Source organism: Sphingomonas sp. DBB INV C78, from assembly GCF_042693015.1.
GTDB lineage: Bacteria > Pseudomonadota > Alphaproteobacteria > Sphingomonadales > Sphingomonadaceae > Sphingomonas_E.
On record NZ_CP170544.1, the window covers coordinates 2,916,500 to 2,939,069 of the forward strand.

21 protein-coding genes and 2 pseudogenes are annotated in these 22,570 nt (G+C 61.3%); 16 read left to right on the top strand and 7 right to left on the bottom strand.

Annotated features, from left to right (window positions below; all coding sequences use genetic code 11):
• Positions 1 to 625: 625 nt before the first annotated feature.
• Positions 626 to 1,924 carry a methyl-accepting chemotaxis protein gene (locus tag ACFB49_RS13640; RefSeq protein ID WP_380871767.1) on the bottom strand — a complete coding sequence of 433 codons (1,299 nt, stop codon included), beginning with the start codon at positions 1,922 to 1,924 and terminating at the stop codon, positions 626 to 628.
• 650 nt (positions 1,925 to 2,574) lie between these two features.
• On the opposite strand from ACFB49_RS13640, the pseudogene ACFB49_RS13645 reads away from it, so the two are divergent.
• From ACFB49_RS13645 to ACFB49_RS13675, 7 genes and pseudogenes are all read left to right on the top strand, one after another.
• Positions 2,575 to 3,015 (top strand): annotated as a pseudogene (locus tag ACFB49_RS13645) (hypothetical protein); the annotation flags it as partial.
• A gap of 156 nt (positions 3,016 to 3,171) precedes the next feature.
• The gene (locus ACFB49_RS13650; RefSeq protein WP_380871768.1) at positions 3,172 to 3,672 is read left to right on the top strand and encodes a hypothetical protein; all 501 of its coding nucleotides are present in this window, start codon (positions 3,172 to 3,174) and stop codon (positions 3,670 to 3,672) included.
• A 567-nt stretch (positions 3,673 to 4,239) separates the two neighbouring features.
• The gene (locus tag ACFB49_RS13655; protein ID WP_380871769.1) at positions 4,240 to 4,509 is read left to right on the top strand and encodes a GlsB/YeaQ/YmgE family stress response membrane protein; all 270 of its coding nucleotides are present in this window, start codon (positions 4,240 to 4,242) and stop codon (positions 4,507 to 4,509) included.
• 1 nt (position 4,510) lies between these two features.
• On the top strand, positions 4,511 to 4,813 hold the full coding sequence (locus ACFB49_RS13660; protein ID WP_380871770.1) for a hypothetical protein: 303 nt from the start codon (positions 4,511 to 4,513) through the stop codon (positions 4,811 to 4,813).
• A 242-nt stretch (positions 4,814 to 5,055) separates the two neighbouring features.
• Entirely contained in the window at positions 5,056 to 5,382 is a 327-nt protein-coding gene (locus ACFB49_RS13665) for a hypothetical protein (RefSeq protein ID WP_380871771.1), read from the top strand.
• Between the two features lie 250 nt (positions 5,383 to 5,632).
• Positions 5,633 to 5,881, top strand: a complete 249-nt coding sequence (locus ACFB49_RS13670) for a type II toxin-antitoxin system ParD family antitoxin (protein ID WP_380871772.1) — start codon at positions 5,633 to 5,635, stop codon at positions 5,879 to 5,881.
• A gap of 126 nt (positions 5,882 to 6,007) precedes the next feature.
• Positions 6,008 to 6,172, top strand: coding sequence for a type II toxin-antitoxin system RelE/ParE family toxin (locus ACFB49_RS13675; protein WP_380871774.1), 165 nt, complete (start codon positions 6,008 to 6,010; stop codon positions 6,170 to 6,172).
• A gap of 826 nt (positions 6,173 to 6,998) precedes the next feature.
• Here ACFB49_RS13675 and ACFB49_RS13680 read toward each other — a convergent pair.
• Positions 6,999 to 7,544 (bottom strand): hypothetical protein, encoded by a 546-nt coding sequence (locus ACFB49_RS13680; RefSeq protein ID WP_380871775.1) that lies wholly within the window; start codon positions 7,542 to 7,544, stop codon positions 6,999 to 7,001.
• Between the two features lie 429 nt (positions 7,545 to 7,973).
• On the opposite strand from ACFB49_RS13680, the gene ACFB49_RS13685 reads away from it, so the two are divergent.
• Positions 7,974 to 8,900 carry a MucR family transcriptional regulator gene (locus ACFB49_RS13685; RefSeq protein WP_380871776.1) on the top strand — a complete coding sequence of 309 codons (927 nt, stop codon included), beginning with the start codon at positions 7,974 to 7,976 and terminating at the stop codon, positions 8,898 to 8,900.
• 57 nt (positions 8,901 to 8,957) lie between these two features.
• Here the strand turns inward: ACFB49_RS13685 and ACFB49_RS13690 are convergent, their stop codons facing one another.
• On the bottom strand, positions 8,958 to 9,095 hold the full coding sequence (locus tag ACFB49_RS13690; protein ID WP_380871777.1) for a hypothetical protein: 138 nt from the start codon (positions 9,093 to 9,095) through the stop codon (positions 8,958 to 8,960).
• Positions 9,096 to 9,157: 62 nt separating this feature from the next.
• Between ACFB49_RS13690 and ACFB49_RS13695 the strand changes: the two genes are divergently transcribed.
• The 6 genes and pseudogenes from ACFB49_RS13695 to fdhF all read left to right on the top strand — a co-directional run bounded on the left by ACFB49_RS13695 (position 9,158) and on the right by fdhF (position 15,483).
• The gene (locus ACFB49_RS13695) at positions 9,158 to 10,063 is read left to right on the top strand and encodes a LysR family transcriptional regulator (RefSeq protein ID WP_380871779.1); all 906 of its coding nucleotides are present in this window, start codon (positions 9,158 to 9,160) and stop codon (positions 10,061 to 10,063) included.
• A 70-nt stretch (positions 10,064 to 10,133) separates the two neighbouring features.
• Positions 10,134 to 10,583: an NAD(P)H-dependent oxidoreductase subunit E gene (locus tag ACFB49_RS13700; protein ID WP_380871780.1), complete on the top strand. Its 450-nt coding sequence runs from the start codon at positions 10,134 to 10,136 to the stop codon at positions 10,581 to 10,583.
• Positions 10,580 to 12,058 (top strand): NADH-ubiquinone oxidoreductase-F iron-sulfur binding region domain-containing protein, encoded by a 1,479-nt coding sequence (locus ACFB49_RS13705; protein ID WP_380871782.1) that lies wholly within the window; start codon positions 10,580 to 10,582, stop codon positions 12,056 to 12,058. The genes ACFB49_RS13700 and ACFB49_RS13705 overlap by 4 nt, the downstream gene beginning before the upstream one ends.
• Before the next feature lie 140 nt (positions 12,059 to 12,198).
• Positions 12,199 to 12,267, top strand: a pseudogene (locus ACFB49_RS13710) (hypothetical protein); the annotation flags it as partial.
• A 142-nt stretch (positions 12,268 to 12,409) separates the two neighbouring features.
• A complete protein-coding gene (locus ACFB49_RS13715; protein ID WP_380879964.1) occupies positions 12,410 to 12,541 on the top strand; it encodes a formate dehydrogenase accessory sulfurtransferase FdhD in 132 nt (43 codons plus the stop codon).
• 86 nt (positions 12,542 to 12,627) lie between these two features.
• Positions 12,628 to 15,483 carry a formate dehydrogenase subunit alpha gene (gene fdhF, locus ACFB49_RS13720; protein ID WP_380871783.1) on the top strand — a complete coding sequence of 952 codons (2,856 nt, stop codon included), beginning with the start codon at positions 12,628 to 12,630 and terminating at the stop codon, positions 15,481 to 15,483.
• Positions 15,484 to 15,645: 162 nt separating this feature from the next.
• Here fdhF and ACFB49_RS13725 read toward each other — a convergent pair whose 3' ends face one another.
• Positions 15,646 to 16,566: a LysR family transcriptional regulator gene (locus ACFB49_RS13725; protein WP_380871784.1), complete on the bottom strand. Its 921-nt coding sequence runs from the start codon at positions 16,564 to 16,566 to the stop codon at positions 15,646 to 15,648.
• 166 nt (positions 16,567 to 16,732) lie between these two features.
• Between ACFB49_RS13725 and ACFB49_RS13730 the strand changes: the two genes are divergently transcribed.
• Both ACFB49_RS13730 and ACFB49_RS13735 read left to right on the top strand, forming a co-directional pair.
• A complete protein-coding gene (locus ACFB49_RS13730) occupies positions 16,733 to 17,161 on the top strand; it encodes a heme-binding protein (RefSeq protein ID WP_380871785.1) in 429 nt (142 codons plus the stop codon).
• 8 nt (positions 17,162 to 17,169) lie between these two features.
• Positions 17,170 to 19,266 carry a malate synthase G gene (locus tag ACFB49_RS13735; RefSeq protein ID WP_380871786.1) on the top strand — a complete coding sequence of 699 codons (2,097 nt, stop codon included), beginning with the start codon at positions 17,170 to 17,172 and terminating at the stop codon, positions 19,264 to 19,266.
• A 105-nt stretch (positions 19,267 to 19,371) separates the two neighbouring features.
• On the opposite strand, the gene ACFB49_RS13740 is transcribed toward ACFB49_RS13735, so the two are convergent.
• The 3 genes from ACFB49_RS13740 to fdhD form a co-directional block, all read right to left on the bottom strand.
• Positions 19,372 to 20,501 (bottom strand): IS3 family transposase gene (locus tag ACFB49_RS13740; protein ID WP_380871376.1). Its coding sequence is split into 2 segments (ribosomal slippage): positions 19,372 to 20,240 and positions 20,240 to 20,501, totalling 1,131 coding nucleotides; the frame shifts between segments, so codons are not numbered across the junction.
• A 245-nt stretch (positions 20,502 to 20,746) separates the two neighbouring features.
• Positions 20,747 to 21,742, bottom strand: coding sequence for a porphobilinogen synthase (gene hemB / locus ACFB49_RS13745; protein ID WP_380871787.1), 996 nt, complete (start codon positions 21,740 to 21,742; stop codon positions 20,747 to 20,749).
• Between the two features lie 10 nt (positions 21,743 to 21,752).
• Positions 21,753 to 22,541, bottom strand: a complete 789-nt coding sequence (gene fdhD, locus ACFB49_RS13750) for a formate dehydrogenase accessory sulfurtransferase FdhD (protein ID WP_380879966.1) — start codon at positions 22,539 to 22,541, stop codon at positions 21,753 to 21,755.
• Positions 22,542 to 22,570 lie beyond the last annotated feature (29 nt).

A 22,570-nucleotide genomic window follows, 5' to 3' on the forward strand; every position in this document is an offset into this window, starting at 1 on the left:
GCCGTCGCGCCGGCGCAATAGCCAAGTCCTTGCGAAGCAAGATTGTTCCGCGCCCGAGGTGCTTCTCTTCTGGTCAGTGATGGATGGCCGCCCGCGCCGACATCCTGGCATCGGATGCAGCAAATATATTGATAAACACGATCTTGACCATAGCAGCAACGGACATGATCATTTCACCGCATAGCCACTGGATTTCACCGCATATCAGATATAACTGGCACGAATCGCAGATATAAATGGCGCAAATTGCAAACTAAACTATGTTAAGATTTGTCTTAATCGATCATCATTCCGTGTTGTCCTGACATGAACAGTATAACGCCTGATCAATATCAACTTACACTGATGTTGACAGTGACGAGCGCCACTGTCCTGTGGGAAGCCGCTGCGCGGCGCTGCACCGCAATCCCGGGTTTGAGCCCCGACGATATCGAGGAGATGATCGGACCGCGGTGTGACCCGTCCATCGAGGATTGCCTCCTGACGCTGGCATTGCCCGCCAATATCGCCGGCTGCGATCTGGACGACGGCAGGGTGACGAAAATGGAAGGAGCGCCTCCTTATTCGAAATCCTCTCGCACCGGCTCGTGATGCGAACATAGCTCCGGGGCTTTGCGGAACCCATTCAGGCGCGTCGGCGCATCGGCGACCCCGCACAATCAGACACGACGAACGCCTCGGTGCGGGCTCGCAATCCGGAAATCTCGGTGGTCAGGCTGGCGGCGGCCGCCGAACATTGCTCGACCATGGCAGCATTCTGCTGCACCGACCGATCCATCTCGCCAATTGCCGCATTGATCTGGTTGATGGTCGCAGCTTGCGCGCGATTGTCCGAGGCCATGGACTCCAGCAGTGCATGCACATCAGCGACATCCGTCACGATATCAGCGAGAGCGGTGTCAACGCCCTTAACTGCATTGACGGCGGTGCCGATATCGTCCTGCGTCGCGGTAAGCTGCTCCCGCGCGCGCTTGGCCTCCTCCTCGGACCGCATGGCAAGGGCGGAAACGAGATCGGCTACTACCGCAAATCCGCGGCCCGCCTCTCCCGCCCTGCCTGCCTCGACCGCCGCGTTCATCGCCAGAACGCGCGTCTGGAATGCGATCTTGTCGAGGCCCTCGATCACCGCATCGATACCCTTGGCACTGTCCGCAACCCGACCCATGGCCTCCACAGCATGGTCGGCGGTCTGACGTCCTCTTCGCACAACTTCGATCGCTGCATCAGCGCGCTTGACCGTGCGCGTAGCGGCCTCTGCAACCTGGCGTGACCGATCGTCCATCTGGGTAAGCGCCGCCGAGCTTTGCTCGAGGCTGGCGGCATTGGCCTCGGTGCGTCGGGCGAGGTCGTGCGAAGCACGTGCAATCTCGTGCGCACCACCATCTATCCTGTGCGCCCCGTCGCTGACCGCGCCGACGAGATCGCGCAATGAGGACAGTGCCGTGTTGAAGCCATCTCGCAGCCTGACATAGCTTGACGGATAGTCTTCAACGATGTCCGCCGTGAGATCGCCATTGGCAAGCCGCTCGAGATTATTGGTCATGCCCCGAACAATCACGGCATTACGTTCAGCTTCCTTGTTCAGGCCGATCTGGGCGCGGGCATTGTCGCGGAACGTGAACATTGCGGTCGTCATGCGCCCGACGCAGTCGCGAAAGTCGGTATGGGCGATCGGACTATCCAGATCTCCAGCGGCGAGCGCTTCCATGCGAACGACGGTCCGAACATAGGGCCCGGCGATCGCGCCGCGGAACCACCAGGCAAGGCAAATCGCGACGAATGTTGCCACGGCGCCAGTCAGGATCGCTGCACCTTTTCCAGCCAATATTACCGTCAAGGGTTCGACTGCGACCAGGCATGTCATCATCCCGAACGCAATAAGGAGCTTGAGTCGAATGGGCGCGTTCGCGATAAACCAGTGCATCCTTGCTCATCCCTTGATCTTATTGCCGGACATGCGTCATCGGGTGCTCCCCCGCACGGTGCGTGAGATCATAGGATGGTTATAGAGGAGCGACGGACGAGCCGATGCCTCCGACCAGATCCGATCAAATTATTTCCTCGTGAAATGCGACGAGCTGACTGGCTTATTCAGCCTACGTAGAGACTTAACGACTAGCGCGATCACACATCGCCGTTGCTCCATTTAACTTATATCAATCTGACCAGTATCGGCGCTTCGACCCGATTGAGCAATGCGCCTCGACGTCTTCCCGGCCGCATCGCACTCCAACGAGGTTTTTTCCAAATAAATCAAATGCCTTGCAAATTTTCCCGTGAACTTCTCCGGCCGATATCGCGCGCGCTTCACGGAAGCAAAATGGCCGCTCGGGATTAACCGTCCCGAAACTGATCCTGTTTATATCCCGCTTTTGTGGGCAGCGGCATCATGGCCGCGACCATCTGGCCTGTCGTCCCCAGCGCTTCGCAGGACGACAGGGAGCAGCCACTCCACGGTCGCTTTGGCCCGCGCGCCAGATTCCGGCGCGCGGGCCTATTTTTTCATTTTTCCGCTGTTGCTTGTTCATGGAACTGGTGTCTTGGAGGTCGGCTTCGCTACGCGGCGCTCACCCGCTAGGCGAGGCCCCGGTGTTGATCGGTATCGCCGTTGGCGATGCCGCTACTCCCGGCGTCGGCAGCAAGGATCTTTCCGAGATCGGGCCTGCCGAGAGGACGACGCCTGCCGGGCGCTTCCTCGCCAAATACGGAATGGCTGCGGGAGGTCAAAAGGTCCTTTGGGTGGATTATGCCACGTCCGTTGCACTGCATCCTATCCCGACGGGTGCCAGTAAGAAGGAACGGCGCCGCGAGCGGATGCTATCACCGACTGCGGATGACAACCGCATAACATTTGGGTGCATCAATGTGCCCAGGACCTTCTACAACACGAGCATCCGTCCGCTTTTTCGGGAGAAGGGTGGATATGTCTATATATTGCCCGATACCATGCCGCCGGAAGTAGTTTTCCCCCGCTTGCGCGTTCAGGACATGATAAATGGCGCCTCGCCCCGATAGCGAGCGAACGGCATCGCGCCGCGCAATGCGGCATGCAGTCCGCTTCCGCTGTTTCAGCGATACCCCCTATTCGCCCAGCGTTTCTGGAGTTGCTCCATTGCCAAGATGTGCTGCTTTCGCGCGCCCCCGAAAGCAGGGCCAGAGGGGAGATCTGTGATGCTCATCCTTGCCATGGCATTTGTGGCGCAAGGCGATGTCGAACAGATTCATGGCTGGACCGTTTTTCCTAATCCTGAGAAAAACGAATGTGTTATGACGGCATCGTTCATGAGTGGCGGCGATGTCAGCTTCCACTGGAGGCCACGCAAACGAGCAGGCCTGATGTTGTATCGATCGCCTGAACTCAAATCGATCGCCCAGGGCAAGGACTATAAAATCCAGGTCGGATTTCTTAAGGCGGGAAAGCTCGACATGGGCTGGAGCGAAAGAGCCGCGACGGGCAATGTGAGCAGGGACGGCAAGCAGGGCTTTATGGTTGTATTCAGCGGGGAGGAGATACTCTCCGACATTGCTGCAAGCGCAAAGCTCGGCTTTTGGTACCGGGACAAGCTTGTCGGCAGCGTTCCATTGGAAGGTTCCGCCAAGGCCATCGCCGCACTACGGCGCTGCGAAGCTTCGGTCCTAAAGAAGCGTCGTCGTGACCCCTTTGACGAATGAAGGCCCAGATCCGCGGTTCTGACGCTATTCGGGAGCAAATCCTCTCAATGGCAATGCGTGCAGGCCGAGCCGCCTGAATGACTGGCGGAACCACTTCGGCCCGCCGGACGCTTTTGACCTGCGTCGAGACGATACGTGGGGTGTCGTCTCACCGGGGTATTCCGCCGGCCAGCGCGCTGAAATGCCTTGTCGGCGGATACTCGGCCCTCAACTGCACCAACGCTCGTTATAAGCGCGGATGGAGAGGAGTTTTCCGCCGGTCCTGCCGCATTTTACCTGGAACCCAGAAATTGCTTGTGAGCCGACGGCGCTGCTTAGGGAGGTGGACGCGTCTTCCCAGACTGCGGTCACTCGAAGGCTGCCCCGAATTGAAACAAATCGATGAGTTTCGGGACGAAAAAAATCTGAACGCGGAGCCGGCCATCGAAATGCACGAATATCAGATAAATAGTCGCGGCGTTTCCGGCTCCGAGATATCAAATCCTCTCTCAGTAAAATTTCCGATGACATCACCGGAACGCGCGACCGCATCAAGCGTATTGCCGCTGTTCAGAAATGGAGGATGTCATGGGTCTGCTCATTCTACTCATCGTCGGCGGGATTATTGGCTGGCTTGCCAGTCTGGTGATGCGCACCGATGCTCAGCAGGGCATTCTGCTCAACGTCGTAGTCGGCATCGTTGGCTCGCTGATTGCCGGCTTTCTTGTCTCGCCTCTCCTCGGAGTGGCGCCGATTACCAGCGGCGCGATCACCGTTCCCACCTTGCTGATTTCATTTGTGGGCGCGGTCATCCTGCTTGCGATCGTAAATCTCGTCCGTCGCGGCGCGGTGCGCTAAGGTGGCGTATGAAACTGATGGACGCCCTCGGTCCAGCGCTACGCCCTGGATCGTCGGTATAGCCGCGATTGTCTTCGCGATCGTTGCGGCATTCGCTTTCGGGCTGGTCGACATCGATCAGACCCGGGAACTCGAGGCACCGAAGATCGCGGTCGAAGGCGGGCAAGCGCCAGAGTTTGATGTGGATACTGCGAAGGTTGAAGTCGGGACAAAGGACACGGCGATCGAGGTTCCCAAGGTCGAAGTGGGCACCACCAAAACCGACGTGAAGGTTCCCACCGTCGCTGTCGATAAAGCGCACTGAAGACCTGCAAATCTGGGGGCCGGGGGCGCGCTAAGCCTCCGGCTTTCCTGTTGAAGGCAAAAAACTCTTGAGGTCGCCGGGCAGCGGAAGCCGTCTGAGCCAGGCCGGCCGTCGGTCCGTGGATATACTTCGCTTATTGCTGAATTGATGGCGATGCCATCGGTCCAATCTAACTATGTTGATGTTTCGCAACCGCACCCCTCGCAGCGCCTCGCAAGATCAGTCTGACGGAGCGAACGACGATGGCGACGCTTGAAGAGCAGATCGAGATCCTGTCGGTGCTCATCGATCCCATCATGCAGGCCCTTGGCGCCTGCTCGGAAGCGGCGGAGGTGACGGCGGACGATTTGCTCGATCTCTTTGCATTGGCGACTGCGACGGTGATCGAAAATGATCGCCACCTGAAGACTGATGCCGAGCTCAGTCTCGGCGTCGCCACGGCGGCGCAGCGTATCGATGGGCATGTCCGTGCGCTCCGTATCGAGCATGAGCTGACCGGGGTCAGTAAGTTCACGCAGCTGCTCGAGGCCGCTCGCTCTGAAGGGACAGCAAGCCCCTCGCTCAACTGACGTCGACGACGAGCGTAATATTTCTGCTCTCGGCAGCGGGTCGCGATGGCACCAAACGATAAGCGCCAGGCGGGGCACTTGTCGGTAGATATGCAGCGTCGACTCTCAGTGGCGAGAAATGGAACCCGACTTGGGACTAAATCCGTTCTAGAAAGCTCACACTCGATGCGCCTGCTTCTTACCTTCAGACGGCATGCCACGGTTATCGACAGTTGATAATATGATACCGACCGTGCGAGGAGAAATGACTATGATCAGCGCCGATCTGGGGCAGCAACTCGAGGAATTCGCTACCCGCCTTGTGGAGTCAAGAAGGGATAATTCCAAGAGTGAGGTTCTCCGCGAAGGCGAAGGGCTCGTTCAGGACCGCGAGGCGCGGCTGGCTGCCCTGGATGTATCGATCGCGCGCGCCTTAGCGGACGCTGATGCTGCGCGGACTACGCGGGCTGAGACTGTGTTCGATCGTCTCGAGGCGAAGTACCGCGCCTTGGATATATGATCGTCCATTTGGCGGAGGAAGCCCACCAAATCTCGAACGAATCGCTGACTACATCGCGCTGGCCAGTCCAGCACGGCCGTCGCCCTCGTCCAGGAGTTACACTGCAATTGTCTCGCGCTCGCCGATATGCCCGAGCGCTGTAGATTGGTGCCGCGTTATGAAGCCGCGGGCGTGCGATGCCGCGGACATGGCAACTATTTGATCTTCTACCGGGTCGAAGCGCAGAAGATGGTGGTGATCCATATCCTACATGGTGCGCGCGACTATCTTTCGATCCTATTCCCCAGCTGACCTGACCCTAGTCACCAGGGCACCGACATGCAGAATGCTTGACATCTGATACCCGCCGGTCAGGATCCGACGATTTTCAGGGATTTCCTTTCTGTCGGTCCGGGATCGTACAGACGCATATCCGCAAACGGTCTGCATGGCAGACCCCACGCACTGCTCCAAGCTTATCGTGACAGGTCAGGGACGGGCCTGGAACGCGCGACAGACGGGCACCGGCCAAATCAACTCATCGGGCAATTCGATGGGGTGTGAGGGTGCGGGACGGCACAGGCAGCACATCCAGCTTTAGATTCACCCTACGCTGCCCAGCCATCATAAGACGGATAAGAACGCTTATGATGCGAAAGTTCACCCGCTCGCCGAAGCGCAAATTCCTCAGAGTCATCGGCATCGACCGCAATCAATTGTCTGAAGGATCTGTGGCACCCGCAAATGCGTCACGATCGGGGATTTCGCGATGATGTGACTACCCTTTCCGCAAACCCACAATAGCGCCTCCTTCACGCATCAAAATCGGTCAGAAGACGCGCCTAAATGGGGGCAATTGACATTGAAGAAAACTGTTGAATTCGATTCCCGGACGTTCTATCACTTTAATTCTGCAAAGCTGCGATTTTGAAGCGAAAAAATTTTACTTAAATTGGTGGCAGATTGGTGGTACCGGAGAATATGGAATAGCAAAAATGCTCTTTGTTTCAATTGCTTAGAGCTTTAGTGCAAATCCCACCCTCTCCGCCACTTATTTCTCAGCCAGAAGCGTTATAAATCAGGCGCTTCTGAGAGCTGATTTTGTCACTGCGCACCCCACGTGCGTACCCCGACACGCCTAACCGAGTCGGGTCTCAAGGTCTTCCGGGATCGGAAGCCGGAACTCGTCATCGAGTAGGCGGCCAAGCGCATCCACAGAATGCCATCCGACCGTTTGCCAGTAACGGCGCGCGTCGGCAGCGCCCAACAGTTCGGCAGAGGTCTTGTTCGGCGCGCGTGTGATGCCGGACATGATGATGTCCATCCTGGGGAGAGAGAGAATGGGCTGGAGGCCGAGACCTCCGACCCAAAGGGGTTCAGAACGGCATGCGATCGTCGTCGCGGTCGCGGGCCGCGTTTTCTCCGGGAGCGCTGTCGCCAAAGACGCCATGCCCGACATCCTCGTCACGCGACCTGCCCGCCGAGAAGAGCCAAAGTCGTCGCGCGCATCACGCCCGCGCCACGCCACGCGACAGCCCTCTTCTTCGGTCCCACAGAGCACAATCGGCAGAGATTCATCGAGGTTTGGGTCGTCGAGCGATCCCTGGAAGAAGATCTCGCCACTGCTGTTGGCGGTCGCTTCCCGCAATGCGCGGATCTGGACCCAGCGATTGCCGAAGTTCATGCGACGACCTCCAAGGCCGGTGTGCGATCATTCTCGCTCTCCGGCCGCAACCCAACGTGCGGCAGATCGATTGTATGCGTTGCGATCGAACCCTAGAGACGACCGTTGACGCTGCGAAATTCACCGATGTTCGTGACTTTCACTCCTGAAACTGTCGCTCTCGACCATTTGAGAGCGACCATCTTCCAGAGGCCAGCTCTTATCTGGGACTTGCCCTTACAGGTGCGGCCTGCACCGACTTTCATCGCGGAACGACGGCCGCAAATCCAGTTTTGCAATTGTATCAACCAGCTGGACTTCGCAACTAAGCCTTCTCCAGAAGACAATCACATAGAGTGATTTGCCGAGGGCAATGCTGAGGTGATTTTGCTATAGTGCGATCCAAGCTTCATCGAGAATGAAGCACCTAGGGCAAGAAAGTCAGTCTCCATGGATCCACAAACGAACAATCTGACCGTGCTGACGGTCGACTTGCTGAGCGCTTACGTCTCGAACAACTCTGTACCAAGCGAACAGCTTGCCGCTTTGATACAGCAAACGCATGCCGCTTTGGTTGCGACCGAAAGCGGGCCAGCGCCAGTGGAACCGGAGAAGCCGGAATATGTGCCCGCTGTCACGCCACGCAAAAGCCTTGGATCGCGCGAACACATCATCAGCTTGATCGATGGCAAACCATACAAGACGTTGCGCCGTCATCTCGCTACTCATGGGCTGACCGATAAAGAATATCGGGAACGCTATAATCTTCCGTCGAGCTACCCCATGGTGGCACCCGCTTATGCCGAGCATCGCCGTGCGATCGCGGTCGCCCGGGGGCTTGGGCGTAAACCGAAGGCAGCGGTAGCGGAGGCCGCGCCAAGCGCATCGAGGAATGCGCCCGCAAATGGGGCAAAGTCCGCTGCTGCCGTCGAGGCGCCGAAGATGAAGGAAGTAACCAAGGCTCCGCGTACTGCGGCAAAGACGGCTGCAAAGCCGAAGGCGGCTCCGAAAAAGGCTCCTGCTGCCACGGCCGCTCGCGCTGCTCAAGTCGCCGCCGCGCCTATCGCAACCGTCTCAGCACCGGCGACCAAATCGACGGGTAAAGCGCCCACGGCAAAGAAGAGCGCGGCCGCCAAACCTGCAGCGGCAGCGAAGTCAGAGGCGCCCAAAGCCCCGGCTAGGTCCACAAAGCCGGCGACGGCAACGCCTGCGCCGACCAAGGCAAACGGGCCGAAGGCAGCTGCGCCCGCGAAGGCGGCTACCGGCAAGCCCGCGCCCGCGAGCAAGGCTGCCCCGAAGCGAGCCGTGGCCAAGAAAGCTGTGGCAGCGAGGGCCGCCTCACCGGCACCATCGGACGGGTCGTCTCCGACCGAATGAGGGCGCAAAGGCCTGTGAATGAAAAGGGCGGTCTCGACATTCGAGGCCGCTCTTTCTTTACAAGCTCAGCCGTTCATCATCGTCCTTGGCGACGATCCGCTCGCGTTCGCGATCCATCCAACGCGCGTCCCGTCCCCACACGCCAATGGCGGCATTCACCCATTCCCAACCCAAGCCGCGCGGAGCGCGACCCATGCTCTCGAAGGGCGAAGGATTTTCCATCCGTTGAAAGGCCAACATTGCGCTAGTTTGAAACGATGCAGATCCGCTTCCTCGAATATTTTGTCGCCCTGGCCCGTGAAAGGCATTTCGCGCGCGCGGCCGCCGCATGCAACGTGGCACAACCCACTTTGTCCCAGGGAATTGCATCCTTCGAAGAATTGCTCGGCAAGAGGCTGGTCGTACGAAACCGTCGATTTATCGACCTGACCGCCGAAGGCCAGGCCATCCTGCCATATGCGCGTCGCTTGCTTGCTGATCATGATCTCCTGCGCCAGGCCGCTGATACCGCAACGGGCGCACTCAAGGGAGAATTGCGGCTAGGGGCCATTCCTGCCGCGATGCCCGCAGTAGGCTTTCTCGTAAATGCGCTTCGCGCCAAGCATCCGGATCTTCAGCTCACGCTGCGCTCGCTCACGTCGCAAGGCATCGACCGCGCGATGCGGGACTTTGAACTTGATGTCGGCATTACCTATCTCGAAGACGAAACGCCGAGCGATGTCCGGACGGTTCCGCTTTATTCTGAAGAGTATGTCTTCGCGACGCATGCGGAATCGGAGTTCGGGGCGAGGCAGCACATCGCGTGGACCGAAATTGTCCGCCAGCCCTTGTGCCTGCTCCACTCGGGAATGCAGAATCGCCGCATCCTCGACGCCCATCTTGCGAAGATCGGCTATTCCGTTTCCCCGGTGGTGACGGCCGATTCCTATATAGCGCTGCTGTCGAGCGTCGCGCATGGGGGTCTCTCGAGCATCATCACCAGTAGCCATGCGGAGTTCGTGGGTGCCCATTCTCATATTCGGCTGATCGAGATCGAACCGCCCAGGCCGCAGAGTGCAATCGGGCTGGTTGCGCTCGGCCAAGAACCCCTCGCCCCACTCATTGCTGCGGCAATCGCGGCCGCGCAAGCTGCGCGCGTGCAAATCGAACTTGAGCGCACTTGATAGACATATCCAATCAATCATACGTGATTCCAATTTGACTATCGAATGACAAACGCGGATCGCGCGCAGTATGAATGGGCAAAACGATCCAAGTATCGACCAGACATTGGTGGCGGCCATCGTCGATGACCACCGTGGCCGCGAGGGGCCATTGTTGCCCGTCCTCCATGCACTTCAGGACGAATTTGGGTGGATTGATGAACCCACCATTAGATCGATTGCCGCTGCACTGAATCTCAGCCGCGCCGAAGTGTATGGCGTCGCGAGTTTCTACCATGACTTTCGACTCACACCGGCAACGCGTCCCGTTCTGAAGCTTTGCCGCGCCGAAGCCTGCCAGGCTCGCGGGTCGGAATCCCTGGCCTCGTGGCTCGAAAGCCAGGCCGAGGGGCGAGCGCTCATAGAAACCGTCTATTGCCTGGGTCTCTGCAGCGTCGGCCCCAACGCGATGATCAATGGCGTACCCCATGCCCGGCTTGACAAGCTCTCGCTCAGCCGCCTGCTCGAGGCGATGGCATGAAGATCCTGATTTCCGGTGACGCCCTGGCGATTGCCTGCGGCGCCGATCAGGTGGCGGCGACCTTCAAGGCACTGTCGCCGGATGCCCGGATCGAGCGGGTTTCGAGCTGGGGGATGCACTGGCTCGAGCCTCTCGTAGAGCTCGACGGAATTGGCTACGGGCCGGTGACGAGCGCGGACGTTGCCGCGATTCTCGCTGGAACTGCGGACGCCCTGCGCATCGGCCGGATCGCAGACCATCCCTTCATTGCGGGCCAGACTCGCCTCACCTTCGCACGTGCAGGAAAGACGAGGCCCCTCAGCCTGGACGATTATGAGGCAACAGGCGGGTGGAAGGGCCTCCGGACGGCGCAAACCATCTCGCCACTGGCTGTAATTGAAGCGGTCACGACATCTGGCTTGCGCGGACGCGGCGGCGCCGGCTTTCCGGCCGGCATAAAGTGGAAGACAGTCCACGATGCCCGCGGCGTGCGCAAATATATCGTCTGCAATGCCGACGAAGGCGACAGCGGCACCTTCGCCGACCGGATGCTGATGGAGGGCGATCCCTTCTGTCTCATCGAAGGCATGGCGATTGCCGGCCTGGCGACCGGCGCCTCCAAGGGCTTTGTCTATATCCGTTCCGAATATCCCCATGCGGTTGCCAAGATGGAAGCCGCGGTTCGCCTGGCAGCGCCAATTATCGCTCCGTTCGAGATCGAGATTCGCGTTGGGGCTGGCGCATATGTTTGCGGGGAAGAGACTTCCCTTCTCAATAGTCTCGAGGGCAAGCGCGGCGAAGTCAGGGCAAAGCCGCCCCTTCCGGCCCATGAAGGCCTGTTCGGCTGCCCGACAGTGATAAACAATGTGCTGACGCTCGCTGCCGTGCCTTTCGTGCTGGCAGAAGGAGCCGAGGCTTATGCGAACTATGGCATGGGCCGTTCACGCGGCACCATGCCAATTCAACTCGCCGGCAATGTCCGTAACGGCGGCCTTTACGAAACGGCGTTCGGCGTCACGGTCAAGGAATTGGTCGAAGTTGTCGGCGGAGGCACCGCAAGCGGCCGTCCGATACGGGCAGTGCAGGTGGGGGGGCCGCTGGGGGCCTATTTCCCCCCTGCCCTGTTCGATACACCGTTCGATTATGAAGCGTTCACGGCCGCGAATGGTCTGATCGGTCATGGTGGCATCACCGTGTTTGACGACAGCGTCGACATGGCGATGCAAGCACGTTTCGCCTTTGAATTCTGCGCGGCCGAAAGCTGCGGCAAGTGCACGCCGTGCCGGATCGGTTCGACGCGCGGCCTCGAGACTATCGACCGGATCCTCGCTGGCGAAAACCGCGCCGACAATCTCGCGCTCGTCGCTGATCTTTGCGACATCATGCAGTTCGGGTCCCTCTGCGCCCTGGGCGGGTTCACACCCCATCCCGTGATGAGCGCCATTCGCCATTTTCCGGATGATTTTGAACGCGCTCGCCGCAAGGCGGCGGCGTGAGCCAGGCGCGGGAACTTGAACGCACCGTATTGGTGCACCGACTAGGCCTCGCCGAACCATGCGATGCAAATATCGAGCGGTGCGTACCGATCGAGGCTCCGGTTGCCATTGAATATAATGGCCTCGGCTTCGCCGTCATGATGGCCACGCCGACCGATCTCGAGAAATTCGTCTTGGGCCTGACGCTGAGCGAAGGTCCGATAGAGCATGCCCGCGAAGTCGAAGCGGTCGATACAGTTGCAACGGAGGGCGGATGGATCGTGCGTGTCACCCTCCCGCCCCATCGACTCGGTCCGGTGATCAACCGGGTCCGGTCAAGGATTTCAGAGAGCAGTTGGCATCGGATGCCCGATGCTCGTCACGATTTCCGCGCCGACAAGCCTTGCCGTCGAACGCGCGCGTGCCGCGGGACTGACGCTGGTAAGCCTTGCCCGTTCGGATTCCGCATTGATCGTCAATGCCCCTCACGGAACCCTTCAATGAACCGCCCGCAGTGAACCCCATCGCGGCCGTCTTCGGTTCCGGCTTTATACACGCGCTCGCACCGGCCCAGCGCTCGGAGGCACATCATGGGATATGAACCTCAGGCCGATCTCGGCACCCCGGCATCGCCGGCGACCGAGACGGTCACGCTCGTCATCGACGGCCGCGTAACGACGGTGCCGGCCGGCACGACGGTCATGCGCGCGGCAGCCGAGATCGGGACAGCAATCCCCAAGCTCTGCGCGACGGACAGCCTGAAGCAGTTCGGCTCGTGCCGGCTCTGCCTCGTCGAAATCGACGGACGTCGCGGAACGCCAGCTTCCTGCACGACGCCGGTCGAGTCCGGCATGGTGGTGCGCACCCAGACTCCGCAGCTTCACAAACTGCGTAAGGGGGTGATGGAACTCTATATCTCCGATCATCCGCTTGACTGCCTGACCTGCGCAGCCAACGGGGATTGCGAGTTGCAGGACCAGGCGGGCGCGGTGGGTCTGCGCGAAGTTCGCTATGACGCTCCGGGCGTGCAGAACGCGACGCACCTTGGCCAGGGCAAGGATAAGTCGAACCCATATTTCGACTTCGATCCGTCAAAATGTATTGTTTGTTCGCGTTGTGTGAGGGCTTGTGATGAGGTCCAGGGCACTTTCGCGCTCACCATTGAGAGTCGCGGCTTCGACTCCAAGGTCTCGGCCGGAACCAACTTCGATGATTTCCTGTCATCGGAATGCGTGTCGTGCGGAGCCTGTGTCCAAGCATGCCCGACGGCGACGCTTTCGGAAAAGGCGTTGGTGGAGATCGGTACGCCTGAGCGCGCGGTGGTCACTACCTGCGCCTATTGCGGGGTTGGATGCACTTTTCGCGCCGAGATGCGCGGCGAGCAGGTCGTCCGCATGGTGCCGTGGAAGGAGGGCAAGGCCAATCGCGGACATTCCTGCGTCAAGGGCCGCTTCGCTTGGGGCTATGCGACGCACCGTGAACGCATCACCAAGCCGATGATCCGGGAGAGCATCGATCGACCCTGGCGCGAGGTGAGCTGGGACGAGGCCCTGACCTACGCGGCGTCCGAACTGCAGCGTATCCAGGCCCGATATGGCCAGCGTTCGATCGGCGGCATTACCTCGTCACGTTGTACCAACGAGGAGACTTTCCTCGTCCAGAAGCTGATCCGGGCGGGCTTTGGCAACAATAATGTCGATACCTGCGCTCGCGTCTGTCATTCTCCCACCGGCTATGGCCTGAAGACCACGTTCGGCACTTCGGCGGGAACACAGGACTTCGACAGCGTCGAGCATTGCGACGTGATCCTGGTGATCGGAGCAAATCCGACCGATGGGCATCCGGTATTCGCGAGCCGGATGAAACAGCGCATGCGGCAGGGAGCCCGGCTCATCGTCATTGATCCGCGCCGCACCGATCTCGTGCGCTCCCCCCATATCGCGGCAGACCATCATCTACCGCTGCGACCGGGCACCAATGTCGCGGTGCTGACGGCGATGGCGCATGTCATCGTCACCGAGGGGTTGGCGAACGAGTCCTTCATTCGCGAGCGCTGCGACTGGGATGAGTATCAGGACTGGGCTGAGTTTGTCGGCCAAGACAAGAACAGCCCCGAGGCATTGGCCGCGGTCACGCTCGTCGACCCGGCCGAATTGAGAGCGGCCGCGCGCCTCTATGCGACCGGCGGCAATGCCGCAATCTATTATGGCCTGGGCGTCACCGAGCACAGCCAGGGATCATCGACGGTGATGACAATCGCCAATCTCGCAATGGCGACCGGCAATATCGGACGCGAAGGCGTGGGCGTGAACCCCCTACGCGGCCAGAACAATGTCCAGGGCGCCTGCGACATGGGCAGCTTCCCGCATGAGCTGTCCGGCTATCGCCATGTTGCCGACGCCGAGGCGCGCGCTCTGTTCGAGGCGGACTGGGGTGTCGCCATCGATCCCGAGCCTGGCCTGCGCATCCCCAACATGCTCGACGCCGCGGTCGATGGGACGTTCAAGGCGCTTTACATACAGGGCGAGGACATCCTCCAGTCGGACCCGGATACTAGGCATGTGTCGGCCGGTCTCGCGGCCATGGAGTGCGTGATCGTCCAGGATCTCTTTCTCAACGAGACGGCCAACTACGCCCATATCTTCCTGCCAGGCTCGACCTTCCTCGAGAAGGACGGCACCTTTACCAATGCCGAACGGCGTATCCAGCCGGTGCGAAAGGTCATGACGCCCCTCAACGGCTTTGCCGACTGGGAAGTGACCCAGGCCCTTGCCCAAGCGCTTGGACTTGACTGGAATTACACGCACCCGAGCGAGATCATGGACGAGATTGCGCGCCTGACGCCAAGTTTCGCCGGTGTCAGTTTCGCGCGCCTCGATGAGGAAGGCTCGCTGCAATGGCCGGTAAACAGCGATGCACCCGACGGCACGCCGACCATGCACGTTGACGGCTTCGTCCGCGGCAAGGGCAAATTTGTCGTCACCGATTACGTGCCCACCGACGAGAAGACCGGGCCGCGCTTTCCGCTGCTGCTGACAACCGGGCGGATCCTCAGCCATTATAATGTCGGCGCTCAGACGCGACGCACCGCCAATACCGCCTGGCATCCGGAAGATCGCCTCGAAATTCATCCGGTCGATGCGGATGACCGTGGGTTGCACGATGGCGACTGGGTGCGGCTTGCGAGCCGGTCCGGCGAAACGACGTTACGCGCACTCGTCACCGACCGCGTGGCACCTGGCGTCGTCTATACGACCTTCCATCACCCGGTGACCCAGGCCAATGTCGTAACCACCGACTATTCGGACTGGGCCACAAATTGCCCCGAATATAAGGTGACCGCAGTCCAGGTGATGCCGTCGAATGGCCCTACGGACTGGCAGGAAGATTATGAGGCGCTGGGCGAGCGCTCCCGGCGTATCGCACCACTGGAGGCCGCGGAATGACGGGCATCGACAAGTTGATCCACATGGTCAACCAGATCGCCCGCAATCTCGTGCGAAGCTTCGTTGGGTTAGCGCCGGATTGGTCCGTTTCGAGAAGGGCAGGGTAGAACGCGGGCGGGACCTCAGCGGACTCAATGCGGCCGCCGTCCGCGGGATGCGAGCTCACCCCGAAGGCGGACCCTTGCTTGTCCGGTTCTCCCAGGGTGCTGGACAAAAGGCCTGCTCGAGGAAGGAAATGAAAGCACGGATTGCGGCCGGCTGCGACACCGAGCGCGGATGCACTGCGAAGATGCCAAGATCGGTCGGACCTTCCCAACCCGGCAACACCTGGACGAGGCGACCGTCGACAAGCGCATCGCCGACGTCCCATAACGAACGAAGCGCTATGCCAACGCCGGCGATTGCAAGTTCACGAACGATCTCGCTCGAATTGGTGCGAACGTGACTGCATCCATCGATGCTTCGTCGCTGCCGGCCGTTGACAAGGCGCCACGGCAATTGCCCCTCTGCAGCGAGCAAGCTGTGATTACGCAGATCGGCGAGAACCGAAGGATTACCCTTGGCGGAAAGGTAGCCGGGGCTCGCGCAGAGCACGCGCCGATTTGTCGCAAGTCGCCGACCGTCCAGACTTGGCGATAATTCCGTCGTGATACGAACCGCCACATCAATTCGCTCGGAAAGAAGATCGACATAGGTGTCGGAAAGAATGAGCTCGAGCTCAACATGAGGATATTGTGCCAGGAACGCACCTAACCTCGGGGCAATATGGAGTCGACCGAACGATGTTGGCGCGGAAACGCGGACTGGTCCAACGGGCTCACGGCGGATGCCCGATATCCGGTCCTCAGCTTCACGGATCGATTGCAGGATCGCCATCACATCCGCATGAAAGCGCTCACCCGCATCCGTCAGGGCCAACTTGCGTGTCGTTCTATGGATCAGCGGGACGCCAAGGCGCGTCTCGAGGCGGACCAGTCGCTTAGAGACCATCGAGGGCGAAATAAGCATTGCCCGACCTGCGGCGGACAGGCTTCCGGTTTCAACCACCGTAGCAAACAGGGCATAGTCGGCATCCACGGTCATCTTTTCCCTACACGAAAAAGTGATTGAACTTTTTATAGCCTACCGCGCTGTTCTGACGACTCCTAGAGTAGCGATTGGTTGAGCCGAACCGTAACCCTACCTCCATCCAGGCGTCCATGGATCAAGCGGCTCAGGCCAGTTCCTCTATTGATTGCAAGGAAGCATCGTGACCCGCATCTCCCTCGATCAGGCCAACACAATCATCGCCGCCGGCTTCGCCAAGGGCAGCGAACTCGGCCTCAAACCGCTCAGCATTGCGGTCCTCGATGCCGGCGGGCACCTCCTTGCCTTCCAGCGCCAGGACGGTGCCTCGACACTGCGGCCGCAGATCGCCTGCGCCAAGGCCGGCGGCGCACTCAGCCTCGGCGTCTCGTCGCGCAAGATCGGCGACATGGCCGTGGACCGGCCGACCTTCGTCGCTTCGCTCGGGCCGATCGCACCCCATGGCGTCGTGCCGGCGGCGGGCGGCGTGATCATCGTGGACGATGCAGACCTCCCCATCGGCGCGGTCGGCATCACCGGCGACACTTCGGACAATGACGAGGCATGTGCGCTGGCGGGTATCGCCGCGGCCGGCCTCAACGCGCAGGCGTGAGGATCGAGATGAGCGACACCAATTACACCGATCGCGCGGGGCTCCAGGTTGCAAGCGAGCTCGCGGCCTTCATCGAGGAACAGGCCCTGCCGGGCACAGGCGTCGACACGGCTCGCTTCTGGCAGGGCACGGCCGACATTTTCGCGCGCTTCACACCCGAGAACCGCGCCCTGCTCGCGGTCCGCGACGACATGCAAGCTGAAATCGATGCCCGCTACGAGGCCGGCGCGCCCGTCGACGAGGCATTCCTGCGCGAGATCGGCTATCTGGTCGACGAGCCGGTGCCGTTCGCGATCAGTTCGACGAATGTCGATGACGAAGTGGCACGGCTCGCGGGGCCGCAACTTGTCGTTCCCGTGCTCAATGCGCGCTTCCTGCTCAACGCCGCCAATGCGCGCTGGGGCAGCCTCTATGACGCGCTCTACGGCACCGATGCCATCTCCGGCGCACCAGCCGGCAAGGGTTATGATCCGGCGCGCGGCGCGCAGGTGATTGCCTGGGCCAAGGCCTTCCTCGACCGGGCCGCACCACTTGCCGCAGGCTCATGGACGGACTGGAAGGGTGGAGATCCCGCGCTCGCCAATCCCACCCAACTGGTCGGCCGCGCGGGCGACAACCTGCTGCTTCGGCACAATGGCCTGCATATCGAGCTGGTGATCGACCGCGCTCATCCGATCGGGCGCGACGATCCGGCGGGACTTGCCGACATCATCCTCGAATCCGCCCTGACGACGATCTGCGATCTCGAGGATTCGATCGCTGCAGTCGACGCGGAGGACAAGGTCGCCGCCTATGCCAACTGGCTCGGGCTGATGAAGGGCGATCTCAGCGCCAGCTTCGAGAAGGGCGGCCGCATGATGACACGCGCGCTCGATGCCGACCGCCGCTATGTCGCGACCGACGGATCGGAACTCGTGCTGCCGGGCCGCAGTCTGCTCTTCATCCGCAACGTCGGTCATCTGATGACGACGCCGGCGGTCCGCCTGCCCGACGGCACGCAAGCGCCCGAAGGCATTCTCGACGCGATCGTGACGAGCCTCACCGCGATCCACGATCTCAACGGGCTGGGCGGTTTCACCAACAGCCGTGCGGGCTCCATCTATATCGTCAAGCCGAAGATGCACGGCCCCGACGAGGCCGCCCTGACCAACCGGCTTTTCGATGCGGTGGAGGATCTGCTGGACCTCGCACGCCATACCATCAAGGTTGGCGTGATGGACGAGGAGCGGCGGACCTCCGCCAATCTCGCCGCCTGCATCCACGCCGTGCGCGAGCGGATCGTGTTCATCAACACGGGCTTCCTCGATCGCACGGGGGACGAGATCCACACCGCGATGCGCGCCGGCCCGATGGTGCGCAAGGCCGATATGAAGAATGCCGACTGGATCAAGGCCTATGAGGATCGCAACGTCCAGATCGGCCTTGCCTGCGGGTTGAGCGGCAAGGCGCAGATCGGCAAGGGCATGTGGGCGATGCCCGATCGGATGGCCGACATGCTCGAACAGAAGATCGCGCATCCCCGCACCGGCGCGAACACCGCCTGGGTGCCCTCACCCACCGCGGCAACGCTGCACGCGACCCATTATCATGAGGTGGACGTCTTTGCCCGGCAGGCCGAGCGCGCCGCCGAGCCGGTGGCGTCCCTCGTCCGGCTTTTGACGGTTCCGGTCGCCGCTGGCCGCAACTGGCATCCCGACGAGGTGGCGGAGGAGCTGGACAACAACGCACAGGGCATACTCGGCTATGTCGTGCGCTGGGTGGATCAGGGCGTCGGCTGCTCCAAGGTGCCGGACATTCACGATGTTGGCCTGATGGAGGATCGCGCGACGCTGCGCATCTCATCGCAGCATATGGCCAATTGGCTGCTCCATGGCGTCGCAACGCCTCAAGATGTGGACGGGGCGTTGCGACGCATGGCCGCCAAGGTCGACGGCCAGAACGCAACCGATCCGGCCTACCGCCCGATGGTAGGGCACGAGGATATCAGCGTCGCTTTCCAGGCGGCACGGACACTTGTGTTTGAAGGAGTCGCACAGCCGAGCGGTTATACCGAGCCTCTGCTCCACCAATTCCGCGCGCGAGTGAAGGTTGACGTGCTCCCCTGAAATTCCGCCAGTTTGAGTTAGAGTCCTTCATTGAGTTGACGGTCCCCCGGTTTCTCATCCGGGCGTGATGCGAGCTTCCGGCTTGCATGACGGTCCCCCGGTTTCTCATCCGGGCGTGATGCGAGCTTCCGGCTTGCATCCGCCGGGGTTAACCCCGGCGGATGCAGCATATTCGGCTGGCGTGAGCCAGCCAAGAGCCGTGTGAGGGCGGCTCTCATTATAGTCCCGTCGCCAGGCCTCGATCTTGGCCCGCGCATCCGCCAGCGACAGGAACCAGTGGCTGTTCAGGCACTCGTCGCGCAGGCGGCCATTGAAGCTCTCGACGAAGGCGTTGTCGGTCGGCTTGCCCGGCCGCGAGAAGTCGAGAGTCACGCCATTCTCATAGGCCCAGCGGTCGAGCGCCTTTGAGATGAACTCCGGCCCATTGTCCACCCGAATGGTCTTCGGCGCACCACGCACCGAAGCGATCCGCGCCATCGCGGCCACCACCTGCTCACCCTTTATGCCCTGGTCGACGTCGATCGCCAGCGCCTCACGCGTGAACGCATCGACCACCGTCAGTGCCCGCAACCTCCGCCCGTCGAACAGCGCGTCCGAGACGAAGTCCATCGACCACATCTCGTTCGGCGCCGACGCCGCAGGCTGCCGCTGGCGGTTTGCGGCGCTGACGTTGCGGCGGGGGCGCCTGAGCCGAAGGCTCAATCCATCCTCCCTGTAAAGCCGGTAGACCCGCTTGTGATTCACGAGCCATCCTTCGCGGCGCAGCAGGATGTAGATTCGGAAATAGCCGTAGCGTACCCGTGTCGCCGCCAGATCGTGGATGCGCAGCCGCAGCGGCGCCTGATCCGGCTTGTGCGACACGTAGCGCACCGACGAACGGTCGACGCCGAGCGCGAGGCAGCTACGCCGCTCACTGACACCATGGGACGCCTGGACGTGCGCGACGATCTCGCGCCGTCGCCCAGGCGTCAGAGCTTTTTTGCCAGGACATCCTGCAGGATGTGCTTGTCGAGACTGAGGTCGGCGACCAGCTGCTTGAGCTTGCGGTTCTCGTCCTCGAGCTGCTTCACCCGCCGCAGCTCGCCCACACCGAGCCCGCCATACACCTTCTTCCAGCGATAGAAGGTCTGCTCTGAAACGCCCATCCGCCGAATGACCTCGGCCACCGGCGTGCCAGTCTCCGCCTGCTTCAGCGCGAACGCGATCTGCTCTTCGGTATAGCGCGTCTTCTTCATGTCCCAGCTCCTTGCTCGTGGGCGTCAAAGGGCCGGAAAACTCTCACTCAGCATGGATGAAAAAACAGGGAGGACGTCAATGAGGAGGACGACGATGAAGCGCAGCAGGTTTACCGATGAGCAGATCATCGCGATCCCGCGTTGCAGGAAGCTGGATCATCAACAGCGGACGTCTGATCAGCAAGATAAACGCCGAGGCCGACGCCGCGAGCGCGTGCCACTACTTGGTAATCATGCGTCTTGTATCAGTCGCTCAGCAAACGCGCGGCATGGGCGGCATGATAAGTGAGCACGCCCGAACAGCCGGCGCGACGGAAGGCGGTCAGCGTTTCCAGCACCAGCGCATCGCGATCACCTGCGCCCGCAGCTGCCGCGGCCTCGATCATCGCATATTCGCCGGACACCTGATAGGCGAACACCGGCACCTCGAACCGCTCCTTCACGCGGCGGATGATGTCGAGATAGGGCAGGCCCGGCTTCACCATCACGCTGTCTGCACCCTCGGCGAGATCGAGCGCCACTTCGCGCAGCGCCTCCTCCGCATTGGCATAGTCCATCTGGTAGGACCTTTTGTCCCCCTTGAGCAGCCCTCCGGAGCCCACCGCATCGCGGAACGGGCCATAGAAGGCACTCGCATACTTCGCCGAATAGGCCATGATCTGGACGTTGCGATGGCCTTCGCGCTCCAGCACCGCACGGATCGCGCCGACGCGGCCATCCATCATGTCCGAAGGCGCGACGATATCCGCCCCCGCCTCGGCCTGGACCATTGCCTGGCCGACGAGGATCTCGCTGGTCTCGTCATTGAGGACGTAACCTGCAGCATCGACCAGCCCGTCATGGCCATGGCTGGTATAAGGATCGAGCGCGACGTCAGTGAGGACGCCGATATCCGGCACCGCATCCTTGATCGCGCGGATCGCGCGGCACATCAGATTGTCGGGGTTGAGCGCCTCGCGCCCATCATCGGTGCGGCGGTCGTGCGGAGTGTTGGGAAAGAGCGCAAGGCAGCCGATGCCAAGCGCCTTCGCTTCCTTCGCCACCACGCCGATGCGATCGACCGAATGGCGCGAAACGCCGGGCAGCGTCTTCACCGGATCGGTGACGCCTTGCCCCTCGGTCACGAACAGCGGCCAGATCAGGTGCGCGGGCGACAAATGCGTCTCGGCGACGAGCGCGCGGCTCCAGGCGGTGGCTCGGGTGCGGCGGAGGCGGAGGGCGGGAAAGCGGGCGTGAGTCATGCGCGCGCTTCTAGCGCCCCTGCCCTTCCGCTTCCAGCGCGGCATCCAATCGCGCGAGCGTGACGAGGCGTAACCCGGCCTCAGCCGCGCGATCGAGCGCGAGGCTGGTGGGGGCCGAGACGGTGACGAGCAGCGGGCAGCCCGCCAGCACCGCTTTCTCCACCAGCTCGAACGAGCAGCGCGCGGTGAGTAATGCGCAACCGCCGTCCCAGCCGAAACCGCCCGCCAGCATCGCGCCGACCAGTTTGTCGAACGCGTTGTGGCGGCCGACATCCTCGCGCACCCGGCGGATCGATCCGTCGCCGCTGCACAAGGCGGCGGCATGGACGGCGCCGGTCAGCCGGTTGAGCGGCTGATATTCGCCGAGCCGATCGAGCGCGCGGAACAACGCTTCGTCGGCCATGTCGGATCGGGCAGTCACGCGCGGCAGTGGGCGGAGTGCCTGTTCGAGATTTTCGATGCCGCAGAGACCGCAGGAGGATTCAGAAACGCGGTGGCGCACCCGATCCGCCACGCGATCGACGCGATCGGGGATGAGGGTGATGCGCAGGATCAGGCCACGCTCCGCTTCGTGGGCCGAGACGTCGACCAGATCGGCGGCAGCGTCGATCAGGCGTTCGGCGTGGCAGAAGCCCAAAGCGAAATCGCCGAGATCCGCGGGCGTCGCCATCATCACCGCATAGCCGAGGCCATTGATCTCGATCGCGATCGGCATTTCGACCGCGACGGTGCGGGTGATGGGCGCGCGTTCGCCGGCAGGGGTAAGGCGGGTGAAATGGCGATCGGCGGCGGGGTTCATGTCGCCGCTATAACCAAATATCACTCGTC

Bases quoted from the DNA above. Each gene is read 5' to 3' on its own strand.
- ACFB49_RS13695 (WP_380871779.1), top strand. From the start codon at position 9,158: ATGCAGATCCGCTTCCTCGAATATTTTGTCGCCCTGGCCCGTGAAAGG.
- ACFB49_RS13735 (WP_380871786.1), top strand. From the start codon at position 17,170: ATGAGCGACACCAATTACACCGATCGCGCGGGGCTCCAGGTTGCAAGC.
- ACFB49_RS13705 (WP_380871782.1), top strand. From the start codon at position 10,580: ATGAAGATCCTGATTTCCGGTGACGCCCTGGCGATTGCCTGCGGCGCC.
- ACFB49_RS13725 (WP_380871784.1), bottom strand. From the start codon at position 16,566: ATGACCGTGGATGCCGACTATGCCCTGTTTGCTACGGTGGTTGAAACC.
- ACFB49_RS13680 (WP_380871775.1), bottom strand. From the start codon at position 7,544: ATGAACTTCGGCAATCGCTGGGTCCAGATCCGCGCATTGCGGGAAGCG.
- ACFB49_RS13700 (WP_380871780.1), top strand. From the start codon at position 10,134: ATGAATGGGCAAAACGATCCAAGTATCGACCAGACATTGGTGGCGGCC.
- hemB (WP_380871787.1), bottom strand. From the start codon at position 21,742: ATGACTCACGCCCGCTTTCCCGCCCTCCGCCTCCGCCGCACCCGAGCC.
- ACFB49_RS13650 (WP_380871768.1), top strand. From the start codon at position 3,172: ATGCTCATCCTTGCCATGGCATTTGTGGCGCAAGGCGATGTCGAACAG.
- ACFB49_RS13640 (WP_380871767.1), bottom strand. From the start codon at position 1,924: ATGCACTGGTTTATCGCGAACGCGCCCATTCGACTCAAGCTCCTTATT.
- ACFB49_RS13675 (WP_380871774.1), top strand. From the start codon at position 6,008: ATGCCCGAGCGCTGTAGATTGGTGCCGCGTTATGAAGCCGCGGGCGTG.
- ACFB49_RS13690 (WP_380871777.1), bottom strand. From the start codon at position 9,095: ATGGGTCGCGCTCCGCGCGGCTTGGGTTGGGAATGGGTGAATGCCGCC.
- fdhD (WP_380879966.1), bottom strand. From the start codon at position 22,541: ATGAACCCCGCCGCCGATCGCCATTTCACCCGCCTTACCCCTGCCGGC.
- ACFB49_RS13715 (WP_380879964.1), top strand. From the start codon at position 12,410: ATGCTCGTCACGATTTCCGCGCCGACAAGCCTTGCCGTCGAACGCGCG.
- fdhF (WP_380871783.1), top strand. From the start codon at position 12,628: ATGGGATATGAACCTCAGGCCGATCTCGGCACCCCGGCATCGCCGGCG.
- ACFB49_RS13685 (WP_380871776.1), top strand. From the start codon at position 7,974: ATGGATCCACAAACGAACAATCTGACCGTGCTGACGGTCGACTTGCTG.
- ACFB49_RS13655 (WP_380871769.1), top strand. From the start codon at position 4,240: ATGGGTCTGCTCATTCTACTCATCGTCGGCGGGATTATTGGCTGGCTT.
- ACFB49_RS13670 (WP_380871772.1), top strand. From the start codon at position 5,633: ATGATCAGCGCCGATCTGGGGCAGCAACTCGAGGAATTCGCTACCCGC.
- ACFB49_RS13665 (WP_380871771.1), top strand. From the start codon at position 5,056: ATGGCGACGCTTGAAGAGCAGATCGAGATCCTGTCGGTGCTCATCGAT.